At 66.4% G+C, this 21,091-nt stretch carries 26 protein-coding genes; 14 read left to right on the top strand and 12 right to left on the bottom strand.

Going from position 1 to position 21,091, the window contains the following annotated elements:
• Positions 1-28 precede the first annotated feature (28 nt).
• From RDU83_13485 to RDU83_13465, 5 genes are all read left to right on the top strand, one after another.
• On the top strand, positions 29-502 hold the full coding sequence (locus tag RDU83_13485) for a DUF1311 domain-containing protein (protein ID MDQ7842012.1): 474 nt from the start codon (positions 29-31) through the stop codon (positions 500-502).
• Positions 503-664: 162 nt separating this feature from the next.
• Positions 665-1,402, top strand: coding sequence for an SDR family oxidoreductase (locus RDU83_13480; protein ID MDQ7842011.1), 738 nt, complete (start codon positions 665-667; stop codon positions 1,400-1,402).
• Positions 1,403-1,569: 167 nt separating this feature from the next.
• Complete coding sequence (locus tag RDU83_13475; protein MDQ7842010.1) at positions 1,570-2,445, top strand: CPBP family intramembrane glutamic endopeptidase; 876 nt, start codon at positions 1,570-1,572, stop codon at positions 2,443-2,445.
• A 138-nt stretch (positions 2,446-2,583) separates the two neighbouring features.
• Positions 2,584-3,270 carry a DUF998 domain-containing protein gene (locus RDU83_13470; GenBank protein MDQ7842009.1) on the top strand — a complete coding sequence of 229 codons (687 nt, stop codon included), beginning with the start codon at positions 2,584-2,586 and terminating at the stop codon, positions 3,268-3,270.
• Between the two features lie 17 nt (positions 3,271-3,287).
• Complete coding sequence (locus RDU83_13465) at positions 3,288-4,061, top strand: class I SAM-dependent methyltransferase (protein MDQ7842008.1); 774 nt, start codon at positions 3,288-3,290, stop codon at positions 4,059-4,061.
• Between the two features lie 261 nt (positions 4,062-4,322).
• Here the strand turns inward: RDU83_13465 and RDU83_13460 are convergent, their stop codons facing one another.
• On the bottom strand, positions 4,323-5,291 hold the full coding sequence (locus RDU83_13460; protein MDQ7842007.1) for a PHB depolymerase family esterase: 969 nt from the start codon (positions 5,289-5,291) through the stop codon (positions 4,323-4,325).
• Positions 5,292-5,322: 31 nt separating this feature from the next.
• Positions 5,323-6,429: an AmmeMemoRadiSam system radical SAM enzyme gene (amrS, locus tag RDU83_13455; GenBank protein MDQ7842006.1), complete on the bottom strand. Its 1,107-nt coding sequence runs from the start codon at positions 6,427-6,429 to the stop codon at positions 5,323-5,325.
• A gap of 131 nt (positions 6,430-6,560) precedes the next feature.
• On the opposite strand from amrS, the gene RDU83_13450 reads away from it, so the two are divergent.
• From RDU83_13450 to RDU83_13415, 8 genes are all read left to right on the top strand, one after another.
• Entirely contained in the window at positions 6,561-7,268 is a 708-nt protein-coding gene (locus tag RDU83_13450; GenBank protein ID MDQ7842005.1) for a hypothetical protein, read from the top strand.
• 71 nt (positions 7,269-7,339) lie between these two features.
• Positions 7,340-7,717 carry an SHOCT domain-containing protein gene (locus RDU83_13445; GenBank protein MDQ7842004.1) on the top strand — a complete coding sequence of 126 codons (378 nt, stop codon included), beginning with the start codon at positions 7,340-7,342 and terminating at the stop codon, positions 7,715-7,717.
• Positions 7,718-7,739: 22 nt separating this feature from the next.
• The gene (locus RDU83_13440) at positions 7,740-8,240 is read left to right on the top strand and encodes a cupredoxin domain-containing protein (GenBank protein MDQ7842003.1); all 501 of its coding nucleotides are present in this window, start codon (positions 7,740-7,742) and stop codon (positions 8,238-8,240) included.
• Between the two features lie 35 nt (positions 8,241-8,275).
• The gene (locus RDU83_13435) at positions 8,276-8,968 is read left to right on the top strand and encodes a response regulator transcription factor (protein ID MDQ7842002.1); all 693 of its coding nucleotides are present in this window, start codon (positions 8,276-8,278) and stop codon (positions 8,966-8,968) included.
• Positions 8,961-10,148, top strand: a complete 1,188-nt coding sequence (locus RDU83_13430) for an ATP-binding protein (GenBank protein MDQ7842001.1) — start codon at positions 8,961-8,963, stop codon at positions 10,146-10,148. Before RDU83_13435 ends, RDU83_13430 begins: the two co-directional genes overlap by 8 nt.
• Before the next feature lie 118 nt (positions 10,149-10,266).
• Entirely contained in the window at positions 10,267-10,446 is a 180-nt protein-coding gene (locus RDU83_13425; protein ID MDQ7842000.1) for a hypothetical protein, read from the top strand.
• A gap of 55 nt (positions 10,447-10,501) precedes the next feature.
• On the top strand, positions 10,502-10,687 hold the full coding sequence (locus RDU83_13420; GenBank protein ID MDQ7841999.1) for a hypothetical protein: 186 nt from the start codon (positions 10,502-10,504) through the stop codon (positions 10,685-10,687).
• A complete protein-coding gene (locus tag RDU83_13415) occupies positions 10,684-10,899 on the top strand; it encodes an AbrB/MazE/SpoVT family DNA-binding domain-containing protein (protein MDQ7841998.1) in 216 nt (71 codons plus the stop codon). The genes RDU83_13420 and RDU83_13415 overlap by 4 nt, the downstream gene beginning before the upstream one ends.
• Before the next feature lie 27 nt (positions 10,900-10,926).
• Here the strand turns inward: RDU83_13415 and galK are convergent, their stop codons facing one another.
• The 9 genes from galK to RDU83_13370 form a co-directional block, all read right to left on the bottom strand.
• Positions 10,927-11,901 (bottom strand): galactokinase, encoded by a 975-nt coding sequence (gene galK, locus RDU83_13410; GenBank protein MDQ7841997.1) that lies wholly within the window; start codon positions 11,899-11,901, stop codon positions 10,927-10,929.
• Positions 11,898-12,947 (bottom strand): galactose-1-phosphate uridylyltransferase, encoded by a 1,050-nt coding sequence (galT, locus tag RDU83_13405; protein MDQ7841996.1) that lies wholly within the window; start codon positions 12,945-12,947, stop codon positions 11,898-11,900. Before galT ends, galK begins: the two co-directional genes overlap by 4 nt.
• Before the next feature lie 2 nt (positions 12,948-12,949).
• A complete protein-coding gene (locus tag RDU83_13400; protein MDQ7841995.1) occupies positions 12,950-13,297 on the bottom strand; it encodes a type II toxin-antitoxin system PemK/MazF family toxin in 348 nt (115 codons plus the stop codon).
• Positions 13,294-13,560, bottom strand: coding sequence for a hypothetical protein (locus RDU83_13395; GenBank protein ID MDQ7841994.1), 267 nt, complete (start codon positions 13,558-13,560; stop codon positions 13,294-13,296). Before RDU83_13395 ends, RDU83_13400 begins: the two co-directional genes overlap by 4 nt.
• 69 nt (positions 13,561-13,629) lie before the next feature.
• Complete coding sequence (locus RDU83_13390; protein MDQ7841993.1) at positions 13,630-14,766, bottom strand: mandelate racemase/muconate lactonizing enzyme family protein; 1,137 nt, start codon at positions 14,764-14,766, stop codon at positions 13,630-13,632.
• On the bottom strand, positions 14,763-16,907 hold the full coding sequence (locus tag RDU83_13385; GenBank protein ID MDQ7841992.1) for an AAA family ATPase: 2,145 nt from the start codon (positions 16,905-16,907) through the stop codon (positions 14,763-14,765). The genes RDU83_13390 and RDU83_13385 overlap by 4 nt, the downstream gene beginning before the upstream one ends.
• Complete coding sequence (locus RDU83_13380; GenBank protein MDQ7841991.1) at positions 16,904-18,094, bottom strand: hypothetical protein; 1,191 nt, start codon at positions 18,092-18,094, stop codon at positions 16,904-16,906. Before RDU83_13380 ends, RDU83_13385 begins: the two co-directional genes overlap by 4 nt.
• Before the next feature lie 64 nt (positions 18,095-18,158).
• Positions 18,159-19,067: an amidohydrolase family protein gene (locus RDU83_13375; GenBank protein ID MDQ7841990.1), complete on the bottom strand. Its 909-nt coding sequence runs from the start codon at positions 19,065-19,067 to the stop codon at positions 18,159-18,161.
• 2 nt (positions 19,068-19,069) lie between these two features.
• Positions 19,070-19,825 (bottom strand): amino acid ABC transporter ATP-binding protein, encoded by a 756-nt coding sequence (locus RDU83_13370; GenBank protein MDQ7841989.1) that lies wholly within the window; start codon positions 19,823-19,825, stop codon positions 19,070-19,072.
• 83 nt (positions 19,826-19,908) lie between these two features.
• On the opposite strand from RDU83_13370, the gene RDU83_13365 reads away from it, so the two are divergent.
• The gene (locus RDU83_13365) at positions 19,909-20,637 is read left to right on the top strand and encodes a sulfite exporter TauE/SafE family protein (GenBank protein MDQ7841988.1); all 729 of its coding nucleotides are present in this window, start codon (positions 19,909-19,911) and stop codon (positions 20,635-20,637) included.
• A gap of 43 nt (positions 20,638-20,680) precedes the next feature.
• On the opposite strand, the gene RDU83_13360 is transcribed toward RDU83_13365, so the two are convergent.
• Positions 20,681-21,091 (bottom strand): ornithine cyclodeaminase family protein (locus tag RDU83_13360; GenBank protein ID MDQ7841987.1); only part of this gene is annotated, 411 nt, incomplete at its 5' end.

The following is a 21,091-nucleotide window of genomic DNA, read 5'->3' as shown; positions in this document are numbered from 1 at the left end:
AGAACGGCGCCGTTAGGGGGCACAAACTGTGCAGTGGCCCGATATGCTGAAAGACGTTGTCCTGCTCGTGTTGGGTGGCGTCGGAACCGCCATATGGTTCTTCTTGCGTCGGAGGGCAGAACAAGCCCCAGTGTTCGAGAACATCCAGAAGGCGGAAGAACTACTTTCTCTCCGCAAGGAGCTTGATAGCACCAACTACACGGTGGCGGATCTGAAGAACCTCGAAGACACCCTCATGGGGCGTGCCAAGGTCGCCAAGGAACTCAGCATTACCTATGAACAAGAAGCGCAGCTCGTCCGAGAAATCGAACTGAACACCGGCATGACCCAAGCGGAAATGAACATTGCTGCCGCTGAAGCGTATCGAAAGGCTGAACGTAAGCTCGATACCGTGATTGCGCAGATGAGGGAGTTCTTTTTGCCCGAAGAGTGCGTGCGGTTCGAGCAATCCAACGAGGCATGGCGCGCCTGGTGGAACTTGAGGCAGAGCTCAACTTCATGAAAGAAACGCAGGTGCCGTATGCCGAACAAGATGTCCCCTAACCTCTCGGTCAACCGGACCGCCTGCAAGCTGCGCTTGCAGGTCCCCTCCGCGCTTGGCGCTCCGGCGGCCGGTTACCTCAAACGTTAGACCCGCCGGCAATGAGAGGCTCGGAGGGTGCCGATGCAACAGACGGTTCTCGTGATCGGAAGCACCGGGCGTACAGGGCGGCGGGTGCTCGAACAGCTTCTGAGTCGCGGCGTCCGGGCACGCACAATAGTGCGATCTGCAGGTAGGCTTCCGGAAGGCGTCGAGGCGGAGCCTGGACTGACGGTTGTCGAAGCCGACCTACTATCCCTCAGCGACGCGCACCTCGTTGCTCAAGTCAGCGGCTGCGATGCTGTCATCTCGTGCCTCGGTCACACCACCAGCCTCAGGGGTATCTTCGGCTCTCCGCGCGACTTGGTCACGAGAGCCACGAAGCGCCTATGCGGGGCAATCGGAAGCTCGCAACCGGACAGACCGGTGAAGTTCATCCTCATGAGCAGCGTCTCGGTCAATCATCCTGAGGCTCTCGACACGCGCCGCGGCCTGTTCGAGAAGCTGGTCTTGTGGGTGCTCCGTGGCGTGGTTCCTCCAGCCAGGGACAATCAGCGCGCCGCGGACTTCCTCTGTCGTGAGATCGGGACGCGCAATCCGCCCATAGAGTGGGTCGCCGTTCGCCCGGACACGCTCTTGGAAGGTGACGTTTCGCAGTACCAGCTGCATGAGACTCTTGTGAGCAGCCTATTCAAGCCGGACAGCACCAATATGGCGAACGTCGCGCACTTTATGTGCGAGCTGGCGACAAGTCCGGAGACGTGGGAAGCCTGGGCAGGGAAGCTGCCGGTAGTCGTCAACGCCTCCGCTCCAGTCGGCTGATGCCGGGGGTCTAACCCGCGCTTCTAGCAGAAGGCGCGCCCGAGTCAGGTAAGACTCGGGCACAGAAGCGCTCGAGGGGCGCGCTTCAGCTGAAGCGCAAACACGTTAGCCCGCGCCAAGCTTGTCTGTGAATGAAGACTGCCGCATTCTCTAAGGAGGGTGCCCTCATGAAGACACTCATGCCCTGGATCACAAGGCATCCCTTCTTGAGCTACTACTTCGGCGCGTTCGCGATCTCGTGGGGTGGCACCCTGATTGCGATCGGAGGGCCTTCGCGGCTTCTGGCCGGGGAAGCCACCGCTGCGGTTGGCGCGATCGTTATCACGGCAACGGTCCTTGGTCCTGCCATCGCGGGGGTGGCGCTGACCGCCGCTGTGAGCGGGAAGGCCGGCCTTGGTGAACTGGCCTCCCGACTGATGAAGTGGCGGGTTGACGCTCGCTGGTATGCCGCCGCCGTACTCACCGCTCCGCTCTCGGTGACGGCCGCTCTCCTGGGGCTCTCGTTGTTCTCGTCCGAGTTCTTGCCAGTGTATCTGACAACTCGCGAACCGGTTGAACCAGGGGCGTTCGAGGTTACCGGTCTGTCGATCCTAGTCGCAGCCGCCGCCGCAGGCATCTTCGAGGAACTCGGTTGGACGGGATTCGCCAAGCCACGGATGACAAAGAGGTACGGCGTTGTCGTCACTGGCCTGGTAATGGGGGTACTCTGGGGCCTCTGGCACCTAGTGTCCAATCTCTGGGGAAGCGCAAACACCGCAGGGACGCTCCCTCTCGCCGTCTACATGGCCGCCTTGCTCTTCACCTTCCTGCCCCCCTACCGTGTACTCATGGTGTGGGTCTACGCCCATACACAGAGCGTGCTTATCGCGATGCTGATGCATGCAAGCCTAGTGACGTTCTGGCTGGTCTCGATGCCACAGGGCATCAGTGGTGCAGCACAAGCGACCTGGTACGTCGTCTGGGGTGGGGTGCTCTGGGGAGCGGTGGCAGTGGTTGTCCTCGTGGGCCGGAGACGCGCGGTCTCGCCCGGGCGCTCTCGATGAATCGCTGGAAGATAGCGAGACAGCACAATCACGTCGGCCGTGCGCGAGCTAACAAGGGCATGCACTTGACGGGTGCCTGCGGCACCCGCAGGTGATGCCCGAGGCGTTCGGCGAATTGTGGGGACGGAAGGGGGAACCATGAAGCGGTCGACGGAGATGCCAACGACAAGCGAGCTAGCGCGGGACTCACTCCTGCTCAAGGTGCTTCTTGCCTGCGGCGTGATCTCCTCGCTGGTCTACGTTGTTGCTGACATACTGGCTTCGTTGAGGTGGGAGGGCTATGACTGGACCGCGCGGATGGTCAGCGACCTCTTGGCGGTTTCGGCGCCCACTAGGTCGTTCATCGTCGTGCCTATGTTGATGTACAACCTGTTGATCGTTGCGTTCGGCATTGGAGCATGGCTGCAGGGCTTGAACCGCCCGTTACGCGTCGCCGGAGCTCTGTTCATCGTATATGGAGTCGTCAGCATGCTGGGCCTGTTCGTCTTCCCATTGAACTACGAGGCCGAAGGTGCGGGCGCAACCATGCACATGGTTGTCACATTCCTGCTCATCCTGCTCATGTTCCTGTTCATCGGCTTCGCCGCTGCGGGAAGCGGAAGAGCCTTTCGCCTGTACTCGATCTTGACGGTCGCGGTCATCCTGGCGGGTGCCATTCTCTCCGGGATGCAGATCCCTCGGATCGAGGCTGACTTGCCGACCCCAGGCCTCGGTCTGTTTGAACGCCTGAACATCTACAGCATGCTGCTCTGGGTTGCCGTGTTTGCCGTGTCGCTCCTGAGGGGGGGGGCAGGGCTGTGCATTCGGTCGCCGAATTCTTGTTAGGCAGTTGAGAGCGAACTATGGATATCTGGAAATTCTACGACATCACTCATCGCGAGCACGTCGTGTGCAACCCAATGAGTAAGCAGGCGCTGGCGCGGCTTGTCGAGCTCCTGCGTCTACCGCCGGACTCTCGCGTGGTTGACATCGCCTGTGGCAAGGGCGAATTCTTGATCCGTCTGGCCGAAGCCTATGGGGTGCGTGCCACGGGCATCGACATCTCTCCCTATTACATCCTCCAGGCAAGGGGAAGGCTCGAGGCGCGCGTGCCGGGGGCCAACGTCATCTTCACGCAGATGGACGGTGCCGACTTCCGGCCCGACAAGCCCCACAGCTTCAGCCTGGCTTCGTGTATCGGGGCCAGCTGGATCTTCGGTGGTCACGCTGGCACTCTGGATGCACTGGTGAGCATGGTCGAGCCCGGCGGCTGGGTGATCGCTGGCGAGCCCTATTGGTTGCGGGAGCCGTCAGAGGACTACCTCCAGGCCACTGGCGATACCAGGGAAGGCTTTGGCACCCACGCCTCGAATGCCGAGGCCGGGGAACAGCGAGGGCTCGACCTCGTTTACACGCTCGTGAGCAGCAAGGAGGATTGGGACAGCTACGAGGGCCTCCAATGGTACGCGACGGCTGAGCACGCTCGCACTCACCCGAATGATCCGGATCTCCCGGAGCTCGTCCGGCGAGTTGCCAAGAACAAGGCGGTCTACCTGCGATGGGGCAGAGACACCCTAGGCTGGGCGATTTACGTCTTTCGGCATCGCGCGACTGAAGGTGCCAACCGGGCTGCCTAACTGCAGCATGCAGCGGACGGGGCCAGGCGCCGCGGCTGATGCTGGGCGCTAGACGCCCAACCGCTCGGGTGTAGATCGCGTCTCTCGACCAGCACCGCCCCCGCTGTTTCCAGGCCATGGACTCTTCTCAGAGGTGATGATGGCTGCGCCGCCTGCCCACCGCGCTTCCCATCCCAGCCGGCAGAGGCTGGTGCTGCGGCACAGAATGCCTCGGTGGCCGCCGCACGGGCAGCGTGGATCATTATGCCACTCCCCGGAGCATCATCTGATGGCGTGCTTTCTGAAGAAGTCCCAGACGACCTCGTTGGCATAGATGTCCCTGCTTGTCCTGCCTATCACGCGCTCCGGGAGATACGGAAGCCCTCCGGGCCAGGTGTGCCCGCCGCCCTCGACCACGTACACGATGACGTCAGCGCCCTCGCTGCACCCGGCATAGGCCTCGCGGCGCACGCGCGTGCCGTCGCCGGGATCCCTGTCGGGCTCACGCGTGACGGTTGGCGTCGGGGCGCACCTGTTGTGGTTGACCCAGTACCTCACGGTCTCCGCCACAGACAACACCCTGCCTACCGCGCGGCCGCCCGGGAAACCAAGATTCCCTCCTTCCCAGGGCACCAGGGGGTCGTGTGTGCCAGGGATCAGCACGATCGGGATCGGCCTGGCCGGCGCGCGCATTGCGGCGATCTTGTCGGTCATGGAGATGGCGACGGGCGCGATCGCGGCGATCTTCTGGGAGAGTTCGTGAGCCAGGCGCATCGAGAGCAGCCCGCCGTTGGAGATCCCTGTCGCGAAGACGCGGCCGCGGTCAATGCCCTGGGTCTGAGCCACGTGTTCGATGAGCGCCGAGATGAAGCCGACGTCGTCCACGTTTTCCCTGTGGGCGCGGTAGTCTACAACTCCCCTGCCATCGTTCCAGTGCCGGTCCACACCGTCCGGGTAGATCACCGCGAAGCCGTGGGTTTCCGAGAGGCGGTTGAATCCGCCGAGGGTGAGCTGCTCCATGTTCAGGCCGGTGCCGCCGCCGCCGTGTAGGGCAAGGACCAGGGGCATCGGGCCGGCTTTGCCCGTCGATGAGGGCAGGTGGATGCGGTAGGTACGCTCGATCCCGCCGTGGTGAATCGCTCCGGTGCGGCTGACGGGCCCGCGGCTCTGCGCGGCAACCCCTACTGTCGTGGCCACCAGCAGGGCTGCTGTCAGCAGCAGGCCCTGCGCCGCGCCGCGCAACTCCATCATGCCCCTTGGACGCCCCGGCGCCGCTCCCAGTTTATGGCCGGAGCCCACCTGTGCCAGGAGCCCGCGACCAGATTCCGGCAATGACCTGTCCGCAGTCCGGGCAGCGGCCGCCCGACTCTTCCAGCCGATTCTGCCGGACGTAGAACCCGCTGCGTTCAACCAGAACGGCCCTGCAGCCGGGGCAGCAGGTGTGTTCGTAGGACCCCACCTGCCCGGGCAGGTTCCCGGCGTACACGAACCGCAGGCCCTCGGCCCGACCGATTCGCGCTGCCCGCAGCAGCGTGGCGACCGGGGTGCTCCTGTGGCCGGTCATCCTGTAGTCCCCGTGGAACGCGGTCACGTGCCAGGGGATATCCGGCGAGACCGAGGCGATGAACCGGGCGGCGTCTGCCATCTCGCCGTCTGAATCGTTCCAACCGGGAATCACCAGGGTGACGACCTCCATCCAGAATCCCATCACGTGGACCATTCGGATCGCCTCGAGCACCCGGTCGAGCACGCCGCCCAGGACGCGGTAGTTCCGCGCGCTCATGCACTTCAGGTCCACCTTGAAGCAGTCGCACCATGGGCGCAGGTAGGACAGTACCTCGGGCGTGGCATAGCCGTTGCTCACGATTCCGGTGAGAAGCCCGGCACGCCGCGCCTTCTCGAAGACCGCAACCGCCCACTCGGACGTGATCAGCGGCTCGTTGTAGGAACTGGCCACCATCCGCACTCCGCACCGGAGGCCGAAGGCCACGATCTCTTCTGGCGAGATGTCCTCAGGCGCGACCCCGGCGGCGGAATCACGCAGCGCCTGCGAACTCACCCAGTTCTGGCATCCAGGGCAGTGGAGGCAGCAGCCCAGCATCCCAAATGTGAGCGTCGTGGAGCCCGGCAGCACATGGTAGAAGGGTTTCTTCTCGGTTGGGTCGCACTGCAGCCCGGCGACGTATCCCCAGGGGACACGGAGCGTTCCGCCGTCATTGAACCGCACCCGGCAGATTCCCCTGCGCCCGGGCAGGATGACGCAGCGGTGCCCGCACGCGACGCATCGCACCTTGCTCTCCGCCAGGGATTCGCAGAGCGAGCCCTCTGCTGTCCTGGCGTCGAGAAACGCGGCCATGGCTGATGCGGCGCGGGCCTCAGGGACTCTCATTTGGCGTTACCGCCCCCATCATATACCTACCGACGTTCACGAAACATTCACACCTGATTCATGGCTTCTGCACCGCGCCCGGATAGTCTCAGGAGTGAAGGTTGATAACCGCATCCGAGAGGAGATGGGACATGATGAAGCGTGCGATGGCAGTCTTGGGCGCCGCGGCCGTGATCGCAACACTGGCCACCCCGGCGCTCGCTCAGATGATGAGGCCCGGCATGGGGCCCGGAAGGATGCCGGGGTACTTCCAGCCTGGCGGCGTTCAGCCACGGGGACCGGCGCTTCCGGTGGATCAGGCGATCACCCGCGTCCGGCAGTTCGTTGGGCAGTACGGGAATCCTGACCTGGTGCCGGTCGAGATCATAGAGTTCTCGAACGTCTACTACGCCGTGGTGACGGAGAAGAGCACCGGGAAGGGCGCGTTCGGCCTGCTGGTGGACCGCTACAACGGCAACGTCACGTTCGAGATGGGCCCTCCGATGATGTGGAACCTCAAGTACGGCCGGCTGGCCGGCGGAATGGGCATGATGGGTCCCGGCGGCATGATGGGCTCGGGGATGGGCTATGGCCCGCAGCCGTCTCCCGGCGCCCCTGGCGCCCGCCCACCGGTGGCGCAGCTCGATGAGGCAAAGGCCAGAGCCGCGCTGCAGGCCTGGATCGCCCAGGCGTTCCCAGGCGCCGGCATCGGCAAGGTGGTCGAGTTCCCAGGCTTCTTCACCTATCGGCTGGCGCGTGACGGGAAGAACTTCGCGCTCGCCAGCGTCAATGCGTACGGTGGGCAGGTCTGGTACGCTTGGCACTACGGCACGGTGATCCGGGAGCAGGTCATCCGGTAGGCGTGCAGGAATCCGGGCAGGGGATCGGGACTTCCGGTCCCCTGTCCAGACTGGATAGCGAGGTGATGGCGATGGCATGTTGTCGGCACGCTGGCGTAATCGCACTTGTGGTGATCGGTGTGCTCCTCCTGCTGCCGGTTCTCGGCGGCATCGGGATGATGGGCGGATGGGGCATGATGGGTCCCGGCATGATGGGCGGAGGATGGTCCGGAGCGCCGTGGGCCGATGGACGTTGGGCAGGAGGTTGGGGGATGCCGTTTCTTGGGATGCTCTTCTGGCTGCTGATACTCGTGGGGATCGTGCTCGTGATCACATCATTCGTGCGCCGCGGGGGAATGGGCGCGCAGGCAGGCCAGGATGAGGCGCCGATCGAGATCCTGAAGCGCCGCTTGGCCAGGGGCGAGGTCACGCGCGAGGAGTACGACGCGATCAAGAGAGAGCTTTCCTAGGTCGGGGCAGATGGAGAGGGCGATGCGAAACCGAATGCTCTTGGGAGTTGTGCTGATCGTTGTTGGGATTGTCGGCCTGGTGTGCGTGGGCCGGGCAGGATGGTATGGGGCAGGATGGGGGGGCCGCGGCAGCGGATGGGGCTGGCATCACGGCCCGATGATGCCCGGTTTCGGGCGGCACCACATGCGCGGCCCTTGGGGCTGGCAGGGAAGGGGCGCATGGGCGCTCCCTCCGGTAACCGGCGCACGGACCGTTGAGATTACCGCCACCGATTTCTCCTTCAACCCGGTTGAGATACAGGTCAAGGCCGGTGAGGTTGTCAACCTAAGTCTGGTCAACAAGGATGACGATTCCGTGCACGACATCACGGTGCCGGGCCTGCGCGTTCGGCTCCTGGCGCCGCCCGGGCAGACGGTTGCAGGCGCTATCCGGGCCAAGCGACCGGGTACATATGAGTTCTTCTGCAGCATTCCCGGCCACCGCGAGTCCGGCATGGTCGGGCGGATCGTCGTGACGCCGTAGGGCGCACGGGAGACATACTGGAGGCCTACGCGAAGGTGAGCCGCCGCACAATTCTGGTCGTGGACGACGAACCCGAGATCACGGACATCGTCCGCAAGTATCTCGAGCGCGACGGCTACCACGTCGTGAGCGCCGCCGACGGACGGGCGGCGCTCGCGGCCTTCATGCACGAGAAGCCCAATCTCGTGATCCTTGACCTGATGCTGCCGGAGGTGGATGGCTGGGAGGTCGCCCGCCAGATCCGCGCGGCCGGGGGCACGCCGATCATCATGCTTACCGCGCGCGGAGAAGAGGTGGACCGACTGCTCGGCCTGGGGCTGGGTGCTGATGACTACATTACGAAGCCGTTCAGCCCGCGCGAGGTCGTCGCCCGGGTGAGGGCCGTGCTGCGGCGTGCCAGCGGCGAGGCGCCCGCCGAGGTCCTGATTGTCGGCGACCTGGAGATTGACCAGGGGCGCATGGAGGTCCGCCGGGGCGGCGTGGTGGTGGCGTTGACGCCGACCGAGTTCAGATTGTTGGCCGCGCTCACGCGCTCGCCGGGCCGGGTTTTCACGCGCCTCCAGTTGATTGACCTGGTGCAGGGCCACGCCTTCGAGGGCTACGAACGCACGATTGACGCCCACGTCAAGAACCTGCGGCACAAGCTCGAACCCGATCCCCGCCAGCCCAGGTACGTGCTCACCGTGCACGGCGCAGGGTACCGCCTGGCGGAGCCCGGCCGTGACTAGCCTGCAGGGGCGGCTGATCCTGGCCTTCGTGACCGTGGCCCTGGTTTCCATTGCCGCGGTAGGCGTCATCTCGAGTGCAACGATCCGGGCCGAGTTTGACCACTACTTCTTGGGCGGTCCAATGATGCTGCCCCCGCCGGGCCATGTGCCACCGGGGCAGCCGCTCCCTCCCGGCGCCATCGGGCGGCCCCGCATGCCACACACGGCCGATCCTGGAGAGATGCGCCGGATGATGCGGCGCATGATGGGACCGGAGGAGTTGCACTTCCTCGCGCAGTTGCGCCGGACGACCTGGCTGGCTGCCCTGGCCGGAGGCTTGGCTGCCGTGCTGCTGGGGATCCTCATGGCCCGCTACCTGACGACCCCCCTGCGCCGGATGTCGGACGCCGCGGCGCGCATAGGTCGGGGAGATCTGGCCCAGGAGGTACCGGTGCCGTCGGACGACGATCTGGGCAACCTGGCACGCGCGTTCAACACCATGGCCGCCGACCTGAGGCGACTGGAGGAGAGCCGCCGCAACCTGGTGGCCGACATCGCGCACGAACTCGGCACACCGCTGTCGGTGCTGCAGGCCAACCTGGAAGGTATGCTGGACGGTGTGGTGGAGCCCGCGCCCGATCGCCTGGCCGCGCTTCACACGCAGGTGCGCCTGCTGGCGCGGCTCGTCGAGGACTTGCGGGACCTGTCGCTGGCACAGGCCGGCCGGCTGCCGCTTCACCGGGCGCCGACGGATCTGAGCGCATTGGTGGTCGACGCAGCGGCGGCGGTAGGTCCGCATGCCGCGGACAAGAGCGTCTCCGTGCAGAGCCGGATAGCAGCCGGGCTTCCAGCGGTCAGCGTGGACCGCGAGCGGATGATGCAGGTCGTCCACAACCTGCTCGACAACGCGATCCGCAACACGCCCGCGGGCGGAGCCGTGACCGTGGGGCTAGAAGCCGACCCGGACGAGCTTCGGTTCTGGGTGGCCGACACCGGGCCGGGCATCCCTCCAGGGGAAACCGAGCGGATCTTTGACCGGTTCTACAGGCTGGACGCCTCGCGATCGCGCGCGAGCGGCGGCTCAGGGCTCGGGCTCGCGATCGTGAAGTCGCTGGTCGAAGCGCATGGCGGGCGGGTGTGGGTGGAGAGCCGGGAGGGGGAGGGGAGCAGGTTCACGGTGGCGCTGCCGCGGTCTTCCTGACACTTGACGCCCCTTTCCTTGCCCTCCACAGAGGGCGACATCGCATCGACATCATTGGGACTTGCCTATCGGCTCCCGAACCCCTAATCATGTATGGTGAAGGCAAAGGAGGCACATCGTGGCTCGCAAGGCGATCTCATGGGACACTTTGAAGGCGCGCCGGCAGCGAGGCCGCGAGGTCGCCAAACGGCTGCCCTCCGCGACCCGAGCCCGTCCGCGTGACCCGGCCGAGGCACGCCTCCTCGCCACCATCGAGCGCACGCGCGCATCTGCGGGGATCCCCCATAAGCTCGATTGACGCCCTAAGGGCGCAGCTCGATCAGATCCCCGAGGACCTCCGGAGGATCGATCAGTTGGTCCGTGCCGCCGCGCTCGTCGTTCGGGCCATGGAGGAGCGTGGGCTCTTCCCCGTTGTGGTGGGAGGCACGGCCGTGGCCATCTACACGGAAGGGAGGGAATGGATCGGATCTTCGACCGGTTCAATCGAGGGCGGGTTTGCGTGGAGAGCCGGGACACCGGTCTGGGGGGGTATGGCGTGAGCACCCTTACCAAGAAGGGACAGGTGACGATTCCGAAGGGCGTGCGCGATGCCCTGGGGTTGCGGCCGGGCATGCGCGTTGCGTTTGAACTGCGCGAGGGCGAGGCCGTCTTGCGCAAGCAGGTAGATCCCCAGCACATCGCCCGCTGGCGCGGCTATCTCAAGCCACACGTGCGGGAAGGCACGGACGAGCTTCTGACGCGGCTCCGCTGAGAGCCTGCTGACGCGCGACCGCGGCTACTACCGATCCGCCACCAGCGCCACGATGCTCCCGCCGAAACCGGCCCCTGTCAGACGCGCGCCCAGCGCCCCGTGTTCCATCGCCAGGTCCACGAGCCGGTCCAACTCAGGGGTAGACACTTCGTAGTCTTCCACCAGCGACCGGTGCGACTCGACCATCAACCGTCCGAACGTCCGCGCGTCTCCCGCCCGAAGGGCCTCGACCCCTGCCAGGACCCGTGCATTCTCGGTGACGACGTGCCGGGCCCGCCGTCCGAGCGGCTCGGGCAGCCGGGCGATCCGCTCCAGGTCGCCGGGAGCAAGATCGCGCAGCGCCCGGACGCCCAGGCGCGCCGCAGATTCTTCGCACTCGGCGCGGCGCCGGTTGTAGCCGGCCTCCACCAGCCGGCGCGGAACGCCCGAATCCACCACCTCGAACCGATACCCCGCGGGGATGGGGACCCACTCACACTGTAGACTGCGCGTGTCCAGGAACAGGGCCTGACCTGATCTGCCCAACGACCCGGCGATCTGGTCCATCACGCCGCAGCGCACGCCGACATACTCCACCTCGGCCCGATGGGCGAGCAGCGCGAGCCGCAGGTCATCCAAAGGGATCTCGTACAAGGCCCGCAGCGCGCGCAGGACGGCGACCTCGAGGGCGGCGGAACTGGCCAGCCCGGCGCCGGGCGGCACCCCGCGCTCAATGCGAAACCTTGCGCCCGGCAGGTGGATCCCTTCCTGGGCGAGCGCCCACACGCAGCCGGCGACGTAATCCAGCCAGGTGCCCTCACGCGGCCCTCCGATCTTACGCGCCAGTCGCTCATCGAATACCTCGGCGTACGCCTCCACCACGCCGTCGGCCCGCGCGGCGAAGACGCGGGTGACCTGCCGGAGCGGCATCGGCAGAACGAAACCCTCGTTGTAGTCGGTGTGCTCGCCCAGCAGGTTGACCCGGCCCGGGGCCTCCGCGCAGACCTCGGAAGGTCCGCTCACGGCTCCGCCTGCCGGAGCGCCCGGGCGGCGTCCTCCGGCAGGACGTCCACCGTAAACGTCCCGGCGCCGAGCTCGGTTCCGGCCAGGTACTTCAATCGCTCCGGACTGCGCATGATGGGATAGAATTCCACGTGGAAGTGGAAGTGCGGCTCCTCGCCCTTCGGCGCGGCGTGCAGCACCATCACGTAGGGAAAGGGCCGCCCAAAGAGCGCGTCGTAACGCGACACAACTCTTCCCAGCACCCTTGCCACGGACGCTACCTCTACGTCATCCAGGGTCCACGGTCCGGGCTGGGCGCGCTTCGGGATCACCCAGGTTTCGTACGGGAAGCGGGCGAACGGCGGCACGACCACCGAAACGGCGCCGTCCTCTTCAACGGTGTACCTGTCCCGGGTCTGCGCAAGGAGGCGCTCCAACACCGGCTCCCGCCGGAACGCCGCGGCCTCTGCCTGAAGCACGGGCGGTACAAAAGGATACGCGTAGATCTGGCCGTGCGGATGATGGAGCGTGACGCCCACGGCGTCGCCGCGGTTCTCAAAGGGCATCACGAACCGGACGCCCTCCCGCTCGTACAGATCGCGGTACCGCTGGGCCCACACCCGCACCAGCAGTTCGCGCCGTTCCTGCGTCAGCGTGCCGAGGTTCCCGGTGTGCTCCGGCGTGTAGACGACGACCTCGCACGCCCCCAGGGCAGGCGCGGTTTCCACAGGCCCCGCAGGGATCTCCGGCAGCGGGCCCTGCAGGCCCCCGAACGCGGGAAACCGGTTCTCGAAGACCGCGACCTCGAAATCCTCGAATGGGATCTCCGTCGGCGGCCCTCCAGGATGCGTGGGGCAGAGCGGGCAGAACTCCGCCGGAGGCAGGAACGTCCGCTCCTGGCGGCCGGCGGCATAGGCCACCCATTCCTCCCGAAGCGGATGCCAGCGCAAGTGAGAAGGATTCTCACTTGCGCTCGACCCCTCGGACTGCTGCCGGAGCGTGTGGGCGGCAGTACCGTAGAGTATCAGGCGGCGGCCGTCGGCCTTGCGGAAGGCCCGCGTGTGCACGGTCAGTCCAGGTCCAGGTGATCCCGAATGGCCTGCTGCACTCGATGGCGCAACGTAGGATCTCGCAGGTACCCTGTGAGCCCCTTCAACCGCGCCTTGGAAATGGTCCTTATCTGATGGGCCATAATGATGGAATCCTGGGGCTGCCCTGCCTCGCCGCCAGGAAGGAGGACTTCAGCCGGGTATAGGCGCCGGTGCGTTGAGGTAAGCGGGAGAACGGTCACATTGGGCATCGCCTGGTTGAAAGCCTCGCTGCTCACGATGAGCACCGGGCGTGTCCCCCGCTGTTCTGATCCGCGAGCAGGATTGAGATCGGCTTCTGCGACTGCCCACTGAAGCGGGCTGATCACGCATTCCCCCCGGAGGTTTCGGCGTCGGCATCTATGAATGCATCCTCAATCTCTCCCAGGTCTCGCATGAACAGGGGGTCTTGCGCGGCCTCTCTCCAGGAAGCCGCCAGTAACTGCCGCTGCAGTTCCTTGAGCTCCCTTCTCAGCGCCCTGTCCACCAGGGCGTTCTTGCTAGGAATCGCACCGCGCGCAACCACCTCGCTCAATGCAGCGAGCACATCCTCATGGAGATTGAAAGTGGCCTTTCTGGACTTCCCGCCCATGGGATCACCCCGTTATTGAATGGTTGCTCAATCTTATGGTAGTCTAGACTTCCAGAAAGAGCAACCACTTCACCCCACCCGGAACCGTTCCACCGCCTCCCGGTTCAACTCAACGCCCAGGCCAGGCGCCTCGGGAACCCGCACGCAGCCGTCGGCCTCCACTCGGATCGGCTCGACCAGCAGCGCCTGGAACGCCTCCATGGTGAAGTGCGGGGGATCGTAGGGGAACTCCAGATAGCCGCAGTTGGGCACCGAGGCCGCCAGTTGCAGGTTCGCGGCCATGCCGATACCGTCGGCCCAGGTGTGCGGGACGAACCGCAGCCCGTGCGCCTCGGCCATTCCCGCGACCTTGCGTAGCTGGAACAGCCCTTCCGACAGCGTGGCGTCGGGCTGGAGGATGTCGTAGCAGCGCTTCTCTATCAGCCACCGGAACTCGTGCAGGCCGGCGTTGGCCTCGCCGCCGGCGATGGGGATGTCCACCTCGGCGGACAGGCGCGCGATGCCGTCGAAGTCGAAACGGGGCAGCGGTTCTTCCAGCCAGACGACGCCCAACTGCCCCAATTCGCGCGCCATGAAGCGCGCGGTCTCGTACGACCAGCGCGGGCCCATCGTGTGGTAGGGCAGAATCGTTCCCTGATTGGCGTCGGCCATGATCTCGACCTCGCCGCCGCCGGCGGCCACCGCGGCCTCGACAACGCGGAGATCGTCCCCGGGGTCGTCGTGGTGCAGCCGCAGCTTGACCGCGCGGAAGCCGTTGTCGCGGTAGCGTCGGATGTCGTCGGCGCGGCGCGCAGGAGGCCGGACCTCGGCGGTGCTGGCGTACGCCTTGACCCGGTCGCTGTATCCTCCCCACAGCCGGTAGAGCGGCAGCCCGGCGGCCTTGCCGATGATGTCCCAGAGGGCAATGTCCACCAGCCAGGGCTTTGCGCCGAACATGCCGGCGGTCCGCAGCAGGTGGATGTGACGCTCGACCGCAAACGGGTCCTTGCCGATCAGGTAGGGCTTGACCATGTGCTCGACGGTCTCGATCATTTCGCGCCGGCCGTGGGCGAAGGCGGTGCCGACGCCGGTTATCCCGGCGTCCGTGTCAACCTCGAGGACCGTGGCCAGCGTGCCTTCCTGGACGCCGCCGGCGCGCCAGGCCGGGTAGACCGGGCCGGGGAACGGGACGAAGACCAGCGCCAGGCGGAGATCCGTGATCTTCACGCCGATGTCTGAGGCGGCTCCAGCACGATGACCCGGTCGGCGGCGGCGTCGCAGTCGGGCGAGCAGGTGAGCAGAACCACCTGACGGTCTTTCGCCGCGGCAACGAGGAGCGCGAGCATGGCACGGCGCCGATCCCCATCGAGGTGGGCGAACGGCTCATCGAGGAACACCGGGGGCCGGCGGTCCTCGGTGATGACGTCCAGCAACGCCAGGCGCAGGCAGAGGTAGAGCTGGTCGCTCATCCCTTGGCTGAGGTCGCCCGCCTCCTTCCAGTCACCGGCAGAGGGTGCCCACACCTGCGTCCGGAGCGTGCGCTCTTCAATCGCCACCCTGTTGTAGACTCCGTTGGTGGCCGATGAAAGGTACTGCCCGGCCCGGCGCTCCAGCAGCTCCCGTGCAGGGTACACGCTCTGCGAGCGGGCCTCCTCGAGCATCCGCGCAGTCAGGGCGATCACTTCCACATGCTGCGCGGCGCGCGCGGCACGCGCCTGAAGGCCGGCCATCTCCTCGGTCAGGCGAGGACCTTCTTCGCCCTGTCCGCGCATCTCTTCGAGGACGCCTTCCAGCCGTGCGCGCCGCGTCCGAAGCTCCTCCAGCACGCCCACGGTCTTCCGGTTCTCCCTTTCGAGCTGCTCAACACCGTTGGCCGGAAGCAGCCGGGCGCCTTTGGGAAGCGTGCCTATCGTGGCACGCGCGCTGGAAAGCTCCTCAATGATCTCGCGCAACCGGCCTTCCAGTGCCGCCTTCGGATCGCTGCCGCGGATCTGCCGCAGCGATGCCCGAATCTCCTCGCGCTCGCGCAGGAGGTCCATGTAGCTTGAGAATCGGCGCTCCACTTCCTCGATCTCCGTGCTTCCCACGGCGCGAAGACGCTCCGTTACAACTTCGCCGGCCTGGACCAGCTCGCGCTTGAGCGTCTCAAGGCGTCGGCGCAGATCGAGCACCCGCTGCTCTTGCGCCCGGTAGTCGGCCCCGGCCTCGGTGGTCCGGCCGCGGTAGCCCACGGCGGCGGCCGCGATGAGCGCGCCGGAGGCCAACAGCACCCAGCCGATCCAGTGGTGCAGGAATGCCGCGATGAGCGCGCCTCCGGCGATGATGATCCCACCGCTGCCGGCCAGCGTCCACCCCATGGCGCCTACCCTTGCCGCGACTTGGTGGCGCGTGGCCAGGTGCTCCAGGAGACGCTCTTCGCGGACGGCCTGCTCGCGCGATTCGTTATGGCCGGACTCCGCCAGGAGGTACTGGCGGCGTGCCTGGAACAGGTCGGCAATCAGCGCCTCCTGCTGCGACGAGAATGCCGCCAGCCCTGCCTCGACCTCAGCCAGGCGATTCAGCAACCCCTCCGCGCGATTGAGGTGCTCCCTGGTCACAGCTTCTTCTTCGACGAGCGCCTGCTTCCGGCGATGAAGATCGGCCACCCACCGCGCAACACGCGCGAGTTCCGCCCTCTCACCGGCCTCACGCTCAGCTCCCTCCAGCTTCTGCACGATCTCGCGCAGCTCCAGGCGGTGGCGTTGCGCGCGCTCCTCGCGCTGTCGCAGCGCGGTCTGCCGTTCCAGCAACTCCGCGACACGATCGGCCGCCCCCCCACCGCCCGGCAGATCCGCAACAAGCCGGGTCCGCTGCTCCGCCAGCCACCTCAGCGCGCCCTGGACGCCCTCGGCGCCGGTGCCGCTGAGGACGCGCGATAGGTGGGTGCTGAGCAGGCGGCGGTCATCGCCTACGCGTGCGATATCGCCCTGCGCGACGAATGCCGTTGCCCGGTAGGCGCCCTCGGTGGCCAGCCCGATCCACTCCAGCAGGCGCCGCTGGACGTCGCGGGGGGCCTCGACGCGGTCACCGCCGCCTTCTCGCTGGAGCAGGATCGTGCCCGCTTCCAGGTCCTTTCTCAGCAGGTAGCAATTGCTGCCCACCCGCATCCCGATAGTGATCTCGCCAAGGCGCGACTCGCCCCAAGAACGCATCCGCGCGACGGCTTCCCCGCGCGCCGGGCTGCCGAACAAGCCCTCGAAGATCGCTTCCATGAGGGTGGTCTTGCCGGTCTCGTTGGGGCCGCGCACGATCGTGAGCCCGGGGCCGAGGTCCGCCTGCCAGTCGGCGAAGCGCTTGAACCGGCGCAGCCGGATCCGGGTAATGGTCATGAAGGGCGCCGTCCTTCGAGCAGCCAGAGCCCCAGGCGCAGCGCAGCGCCCGCCCGGCGGATGGCCTCCGGGTCTGACGCCCTTGACATTTCGGCCCGCGCCACCCCCACGAACCTGCCGGCCACCGAAAGCTCCGGATACGCCGCCGCTTCCAGGTCTGCGGGAGACGGCAACGAATCGTCCACGATCTCCAGAGAGAGGAAGCCGCAGGAGAGGCGGTTGCGCAGATCATCCACATCAATGAACTGGTTGATGCGGGAGGCCCCGCACATCTGGATGACCGCGGCATGATTGGGATCGGCCAGCGCCCGGATCGCGTCGGCCAGTTCCTCCGTCGAGTTGAACGCCGCCGGATCGAAGACGTGCCGGATGAACCGCCGCTGCGCCACGGGAACGGGCTGCACCAGGGGGCCGGGCTGTGCCGGGTGGGCGGGCTCCTTCGTGATCCCGTCCCCAAACCGCACGAATAGGGGCGCGCCCTCACCCTCCTCCGCGGCCACCATCTCTGGGGCTCCCGGGCACCAGGCCGTGACCGCTTCGGCCGAGAGATTGCGTCGGACCGGCGATCCTCCCAGGGCCAGGTAGTCGGCTCCCGATGCCGCGATCTGGCGGTGCAGGGCGCGGAGGCCCTCTTCGGACTCGGGGATCTGCATGTGCAACGCTCCGACCAGACAGCGCCGGTGCTTGTGGGCAGCAACGGCCGCAAGTGCTTCAACCTGCACCGGTGCCGCGCCACAGGATACGCCGACTACGGTTAGGTCGAGGTCACGCAGCTCCACGGCCTTCGGCGTCTCCGGGAATACAACGACGCGCTCGAGATCGGAGAACGCCCCTTGGGCGTAGACCTTCTCGTAGCAGGCGTCAAGCGGCCCGGCGGCTATGAGCACCGGGATGCCGCGCTTAGAGAAGCGCTCGAGCTGCGCGCACGCGAACTCGGCCAGGTCCCGTGGGGGAAAGGGCGTCCCAAACAGGTTTCCGGTGATCAGCACCAGGGCCGGGGCAAGCTCCAGGCCTTGATCCACGGCCCGCACAAAGGTGTCGCGTACCTGAAGGCGGTGGGCGGAACCCGCATTCCCCAGGAACGGGAACGCGCCTCCCAGGCGGACGTCGGCCAGATGGAAGATCGCCGGCCCGCCTGCGGGCTTGATCTCTGCCGGTTCGGTAGTGGCCATGGTCTCCATGGTCATTCTTCCCGATTCCGACCTGCTTCAGGCGCCCAACGTCAGGTCGCCTGCCTGCCGCGCCCGGGCATTAACCCGTGATGCCGAATATCCGTCGAGCGTTTCCGGCCAAGATCAGGGCCCGCTTATCATCGCTTGGTTCGAGCCGCTCCAGGACCGCCACCTGTTCCTCCACGATCTCCTGCCGGTATCCGCTGAAGTAGGTCGAGTCGGTGCCGAGCAGGATGCGCGACGGTCCGAAAGCTCGCAGTGTGTCCCTGAAGACCTGCTCGAGAGACGGCTCGCCGGGTACGAAGGTGCGCCAGTTGTTGGTGCCGGAGGTGTCCACGCAGATGTTCTCGGTGTGGTAGGCGAGCAGGAGCGTCTCGCGCAGGAAGCCGGCGCCGAAGTGAGCCACGATGAAGGTGATCTCCGGGAACTCCCGGCCCGGGCCCGACAGCGCCAGCGGATTGGCGAAGGTCAGGTCGTAGAACATCCCGACCGTGATGCCGAAGTGGATGATGATCGGCAGGTTGCACTCGGCGGCCGCTTCGTATACCGGATAGACCAAGCGGTCGTTGAGCGCCACCCGGTAGGCCGGCGCGTAGAGCTTGAGCGCTCGGATCCCCATCGAGGGGAACTGCCGCACGGTCCGCGCCGCGTCCGGGTGCGTGGGGTCCATGAGCGATCCGCAGCCGTAGAGCCGATCAGGCCGCAGCCTGACGAACTCGGCCAGATCGTCGTGGGCCTCGCCCATGGCGATGAAGACCCCAGAAGAGACTCCCGCCTTGTCGAAACCGTCCAGCCACATCTGCGCCTGCTCGGCCAGCGTGACCCCTTCGAGATGGGCAATCCGCTCCTGGAAGGTCTGGCCGCGGGACCGGGCGCGTTCCCGGGCGACCGCGCGGATTATCGATGCCCGGTCGCGCTGGCGCCTGTACATCGCGGCGGTGGTGAGGTGCAGGTGGGCGTCAATGATCTCCATGGGTTTCCGGCGCATGCCTACTGGTGCAGGATCTTGGACAGGAAGATCCTGGTGCGCTCCTCCTTTGGGTTTGTGAAGAAGTGCTCGGGCGCGCCTTCTTCGACGATTGTGCCTTCGTCCATGAAGACCAGTCGGTCGGCGACCTCGCGCGCGAACCCCATCTCGTGGCTGACCACGATCATCGTCATCCCGCCCCGCGCCAGGTCGCGCATGACGTCCAGCACCTCCTGGATCATCTCCGGATCGAGCGCCGAGGTGGGCTCGTCGAAGAGCATGATCTTGGGCTGCATCGCCAGCGCCCGCGCGATGGCCACCCGCTGCTGCTGGCCGCCCGAGAGCTGTGAGGGATGGGAATCGGCCTTCTCCGGAATGCCGACGCGGAGCAGCAGGTCGCGGGCGATCTTCTCAGCCCGTCCGCGCGGCCACCTCCTCGCCTGGATGGGCGCCAGCGTGATGTTCTGCAGCGCCGTCAAGTGTGGGAACAGGTTGAACGACTGGAAGACCATGCCCACCTCACTGCGCACGGCGTCCACTTTGCGCAGGTCATCCGTCAGCTCGGTCCCGTCTACCACGATGCGTCCCTGGCTGTGGGCTTCGAGGCGGTTGATGCAGCGAATCAGGGTGGACTTCCCGGATCCCGATGGTCCGGCAACCACGACCACCTCGCCCGCGCCCACGGCCAGGTTGATGCCGCGCAGGACGTGCAGTTTCCCGAACCACTTGTGGACGTCCTCCAGGATGATGATCGGCTGCCCATTCGCCACAAAGAGCAACTTTCGGTGTGGCCACCGGCGCTTCCTGTTCGAAGGACTCCCGCTCCGGAGGACTCCCGGCGCGCCCTGCGAACCATTCAGGCATGCTTCTACTCCTGCTCGTTGCCGCGGCCGCCGCGGTTTACTCCTCGGTGGGCCATGGAGGTGCCTCCGCGTACCTCGGTATACTGAGTCTCTTCGGCGTGCCCCCGCGCGAGATGTCCACCAGCGCGCTGCTGCTCAACGTCCTGGTGGCCGGGATCGCGACGGTCACATACGCGCGCGCCGGTCATTTCTCGATCCGGCTGGCATGGCCGTTTATGGCCACCTCGGTTCCGGCAGCGTACCTGGGCGGGCTGCTGCACGTTGCCCCGCGCGTCTACACCCTGCTCCTGGGCGCAGCGCTGCTGGGGGCGGCCGTGCGGCTGTGGTGGACTCCGTCAGAGCGGCCCCCGAAGCCCCTTGCCCTTCCGGTGGCGCTGGCATCCGGCGCCGGCATCGGGATCTTGTCAGGCATCGTTGGGGTCGGCGGCGGGATCTTCCTGAGCCCGCTGATGATTCTCGCCGGGTGGGCCGGCGCAAAGCAGACCGCGGCGGTCTCGGCCGCGTTCATCGTGGTTAACTCGATCGCGGGGCTGGCTGGCCGCGCGGCGCGCGGCGCCCTGGTTGTAGGCGATCTGGGGCCGCTCGTTATCGCGGCGTTCCTGGGAGGCCTGGTTGGTTCCCGGCTCGGCGCGCACCGGCTTCTTCCCGTGCACATCCGCCGCGTGCTGGCGGTGACACTGCTCTTCGTGGCGTTCAAGAACTTCTGGGTCTGGCTGGGGAGCCTGTAGCGCGCCGCCGAACGCCGCCGGGCGCATGCGATCGCCGCCTGGGTTACGGCTTCAGCCAGGTCCCAATCCCGCGCTCGACCGCGCAGCGGTAGACAATGGGCGCGGTGGCCACGTCGTCCAGGGCCAGCCCCAGGTTGCAGGTCATGGTGCGCTCCTTGGGATCTTCGCGTCCGGGTTTCTTCCCTGCCACCAACTCGCCAACGGTGGCATAGACTGGCGGGATGTTCTGGAAATACCCTGCCTTGCGATAGTGCTCCAACTGCGGAACGTCGTCCGTGCAGAACTTGTCCGTTTCTTTCATGGCCGGGCCGTCCCAGTAGGAATCGAAATCCACGAGCGAAGCGAACGCCCCTTTGTTCAGCCAGCCGGCCTTGATCGTCGCGTGCGGCGTACGCAGAATCGGCCCCGCGGTGACGACCAGATCGCAGCCGTCAACGGCTTCCCGGGGCTGCTT

The organism is bacterium (genome assembly GCA_031082185.1).
In the GTDB taxonomy this organism is placed as follows: Bacteria; Sysuimicrobiota; Sysuimicrobiia; order Sysuimicrobiales; family Humicultoraceae; genus VGFA01.
This window is presented reverse-complemented; position numbering and strand designations above follow the sequence as displayed.

Bases quoted from the DNA above. Each gene is read 5' to 3' on its own strand.
- RDU83_13465 (MDQ7842008.1), top strand. From the start codon at position 3,288: ATGGATATCTGGAAATTCTACGACATCACTCATCGCGAGCACGTCGTG.
- RDU83_13445 (MDQ7842004.1), top strand. From the start codon at position 7,340: ATGGCATGTTGTCGGCACGCTGGCGTAATCGCACTTGTGGTGATCGGT.
- RDU83_13365 (MDQ7841988.1), top strand. From the start codon at position 19,909: ATGCTTCTACTCCTGCTCGTTGCCGCGGCCGCCGCGGTTTACTCCTCG.
- RDU83_13480 (MDQ7842011.1), top strand. From the start codon at position 665: ATGCAACAGACGGTTCTCGTGATCGGAAGCACCGGGCGTACAGGGCGG.
- RDU83_13460 (MDQ7842007.1), bottom strand. From the start codon at position 5,291: ATGATGGAGTTGCGCGGCGCGGCGCAGGGCCTGCTGCTGACAGCAGCC.
- amrS (MDQ7842006.1), bottom strand. From the start codon at position 6,429: ATGAGAGTCCCTGAGGCCCGCGCCGCATCAGCCATGGCCGCGTTTCTC.
- RDU83_13375 (MDQ7841990.1), bottom strand. From the start codon at position 19,067: ATGCGCCGGAAACCCATGGAGATCATTGACGCCCACCTGCACCTCACC.
- RDU83_13440 (MDQ7842003.1), top strand. From the start codon at position 7,740: ATGCGAAACCGAATGCTCTTGGGAGTTGTGCTGATCGTTGTTGGGATT.
- RDU83_13380 (MDQ7841991.1), bottom strand. From the start codon at position 18,094: ATGACCATGGAGACCATGGCCACTACCGAACCGGCAGAGATCAAGCCC.
- RDU83_13470 (MDQ7842009.1), top strand. From the start codon at position 2,584: ATGAAGCGGTCGACGGAGATGCCAACGACAAGCGAGCTAGCGCGGGAC.
- RDU83_13385 (MDQ7841992.1), bottom strand. From the start codon at position 16,907: ATGACCATTACCCGGATCCGGCTGCGCCGGTTCAAGCGCTTCGCCGAC.
- RDU83_13450 (MDQ7842005.1), top strand. From the start codon at position 6,561: ATGATGAAGCGTGCGATGGCAGTCTTGGGCGCCGCGGCCGTGATCGCA.
- RDU83_13395 (MDQ7841994.1), bottom strand. From the start codon at position 13,560: ATGGGCGGGAAGTCCAGAAAGGCCACTTTCAATCTCCATGAGGATGTG.
- RDU83_13475 (MDQ7842010.1), top strand. From the start codon at position 1,570: ATGAAGACACTCATGCCCTGGATCACAAGGCATCCCTTCTTGAGCTAC.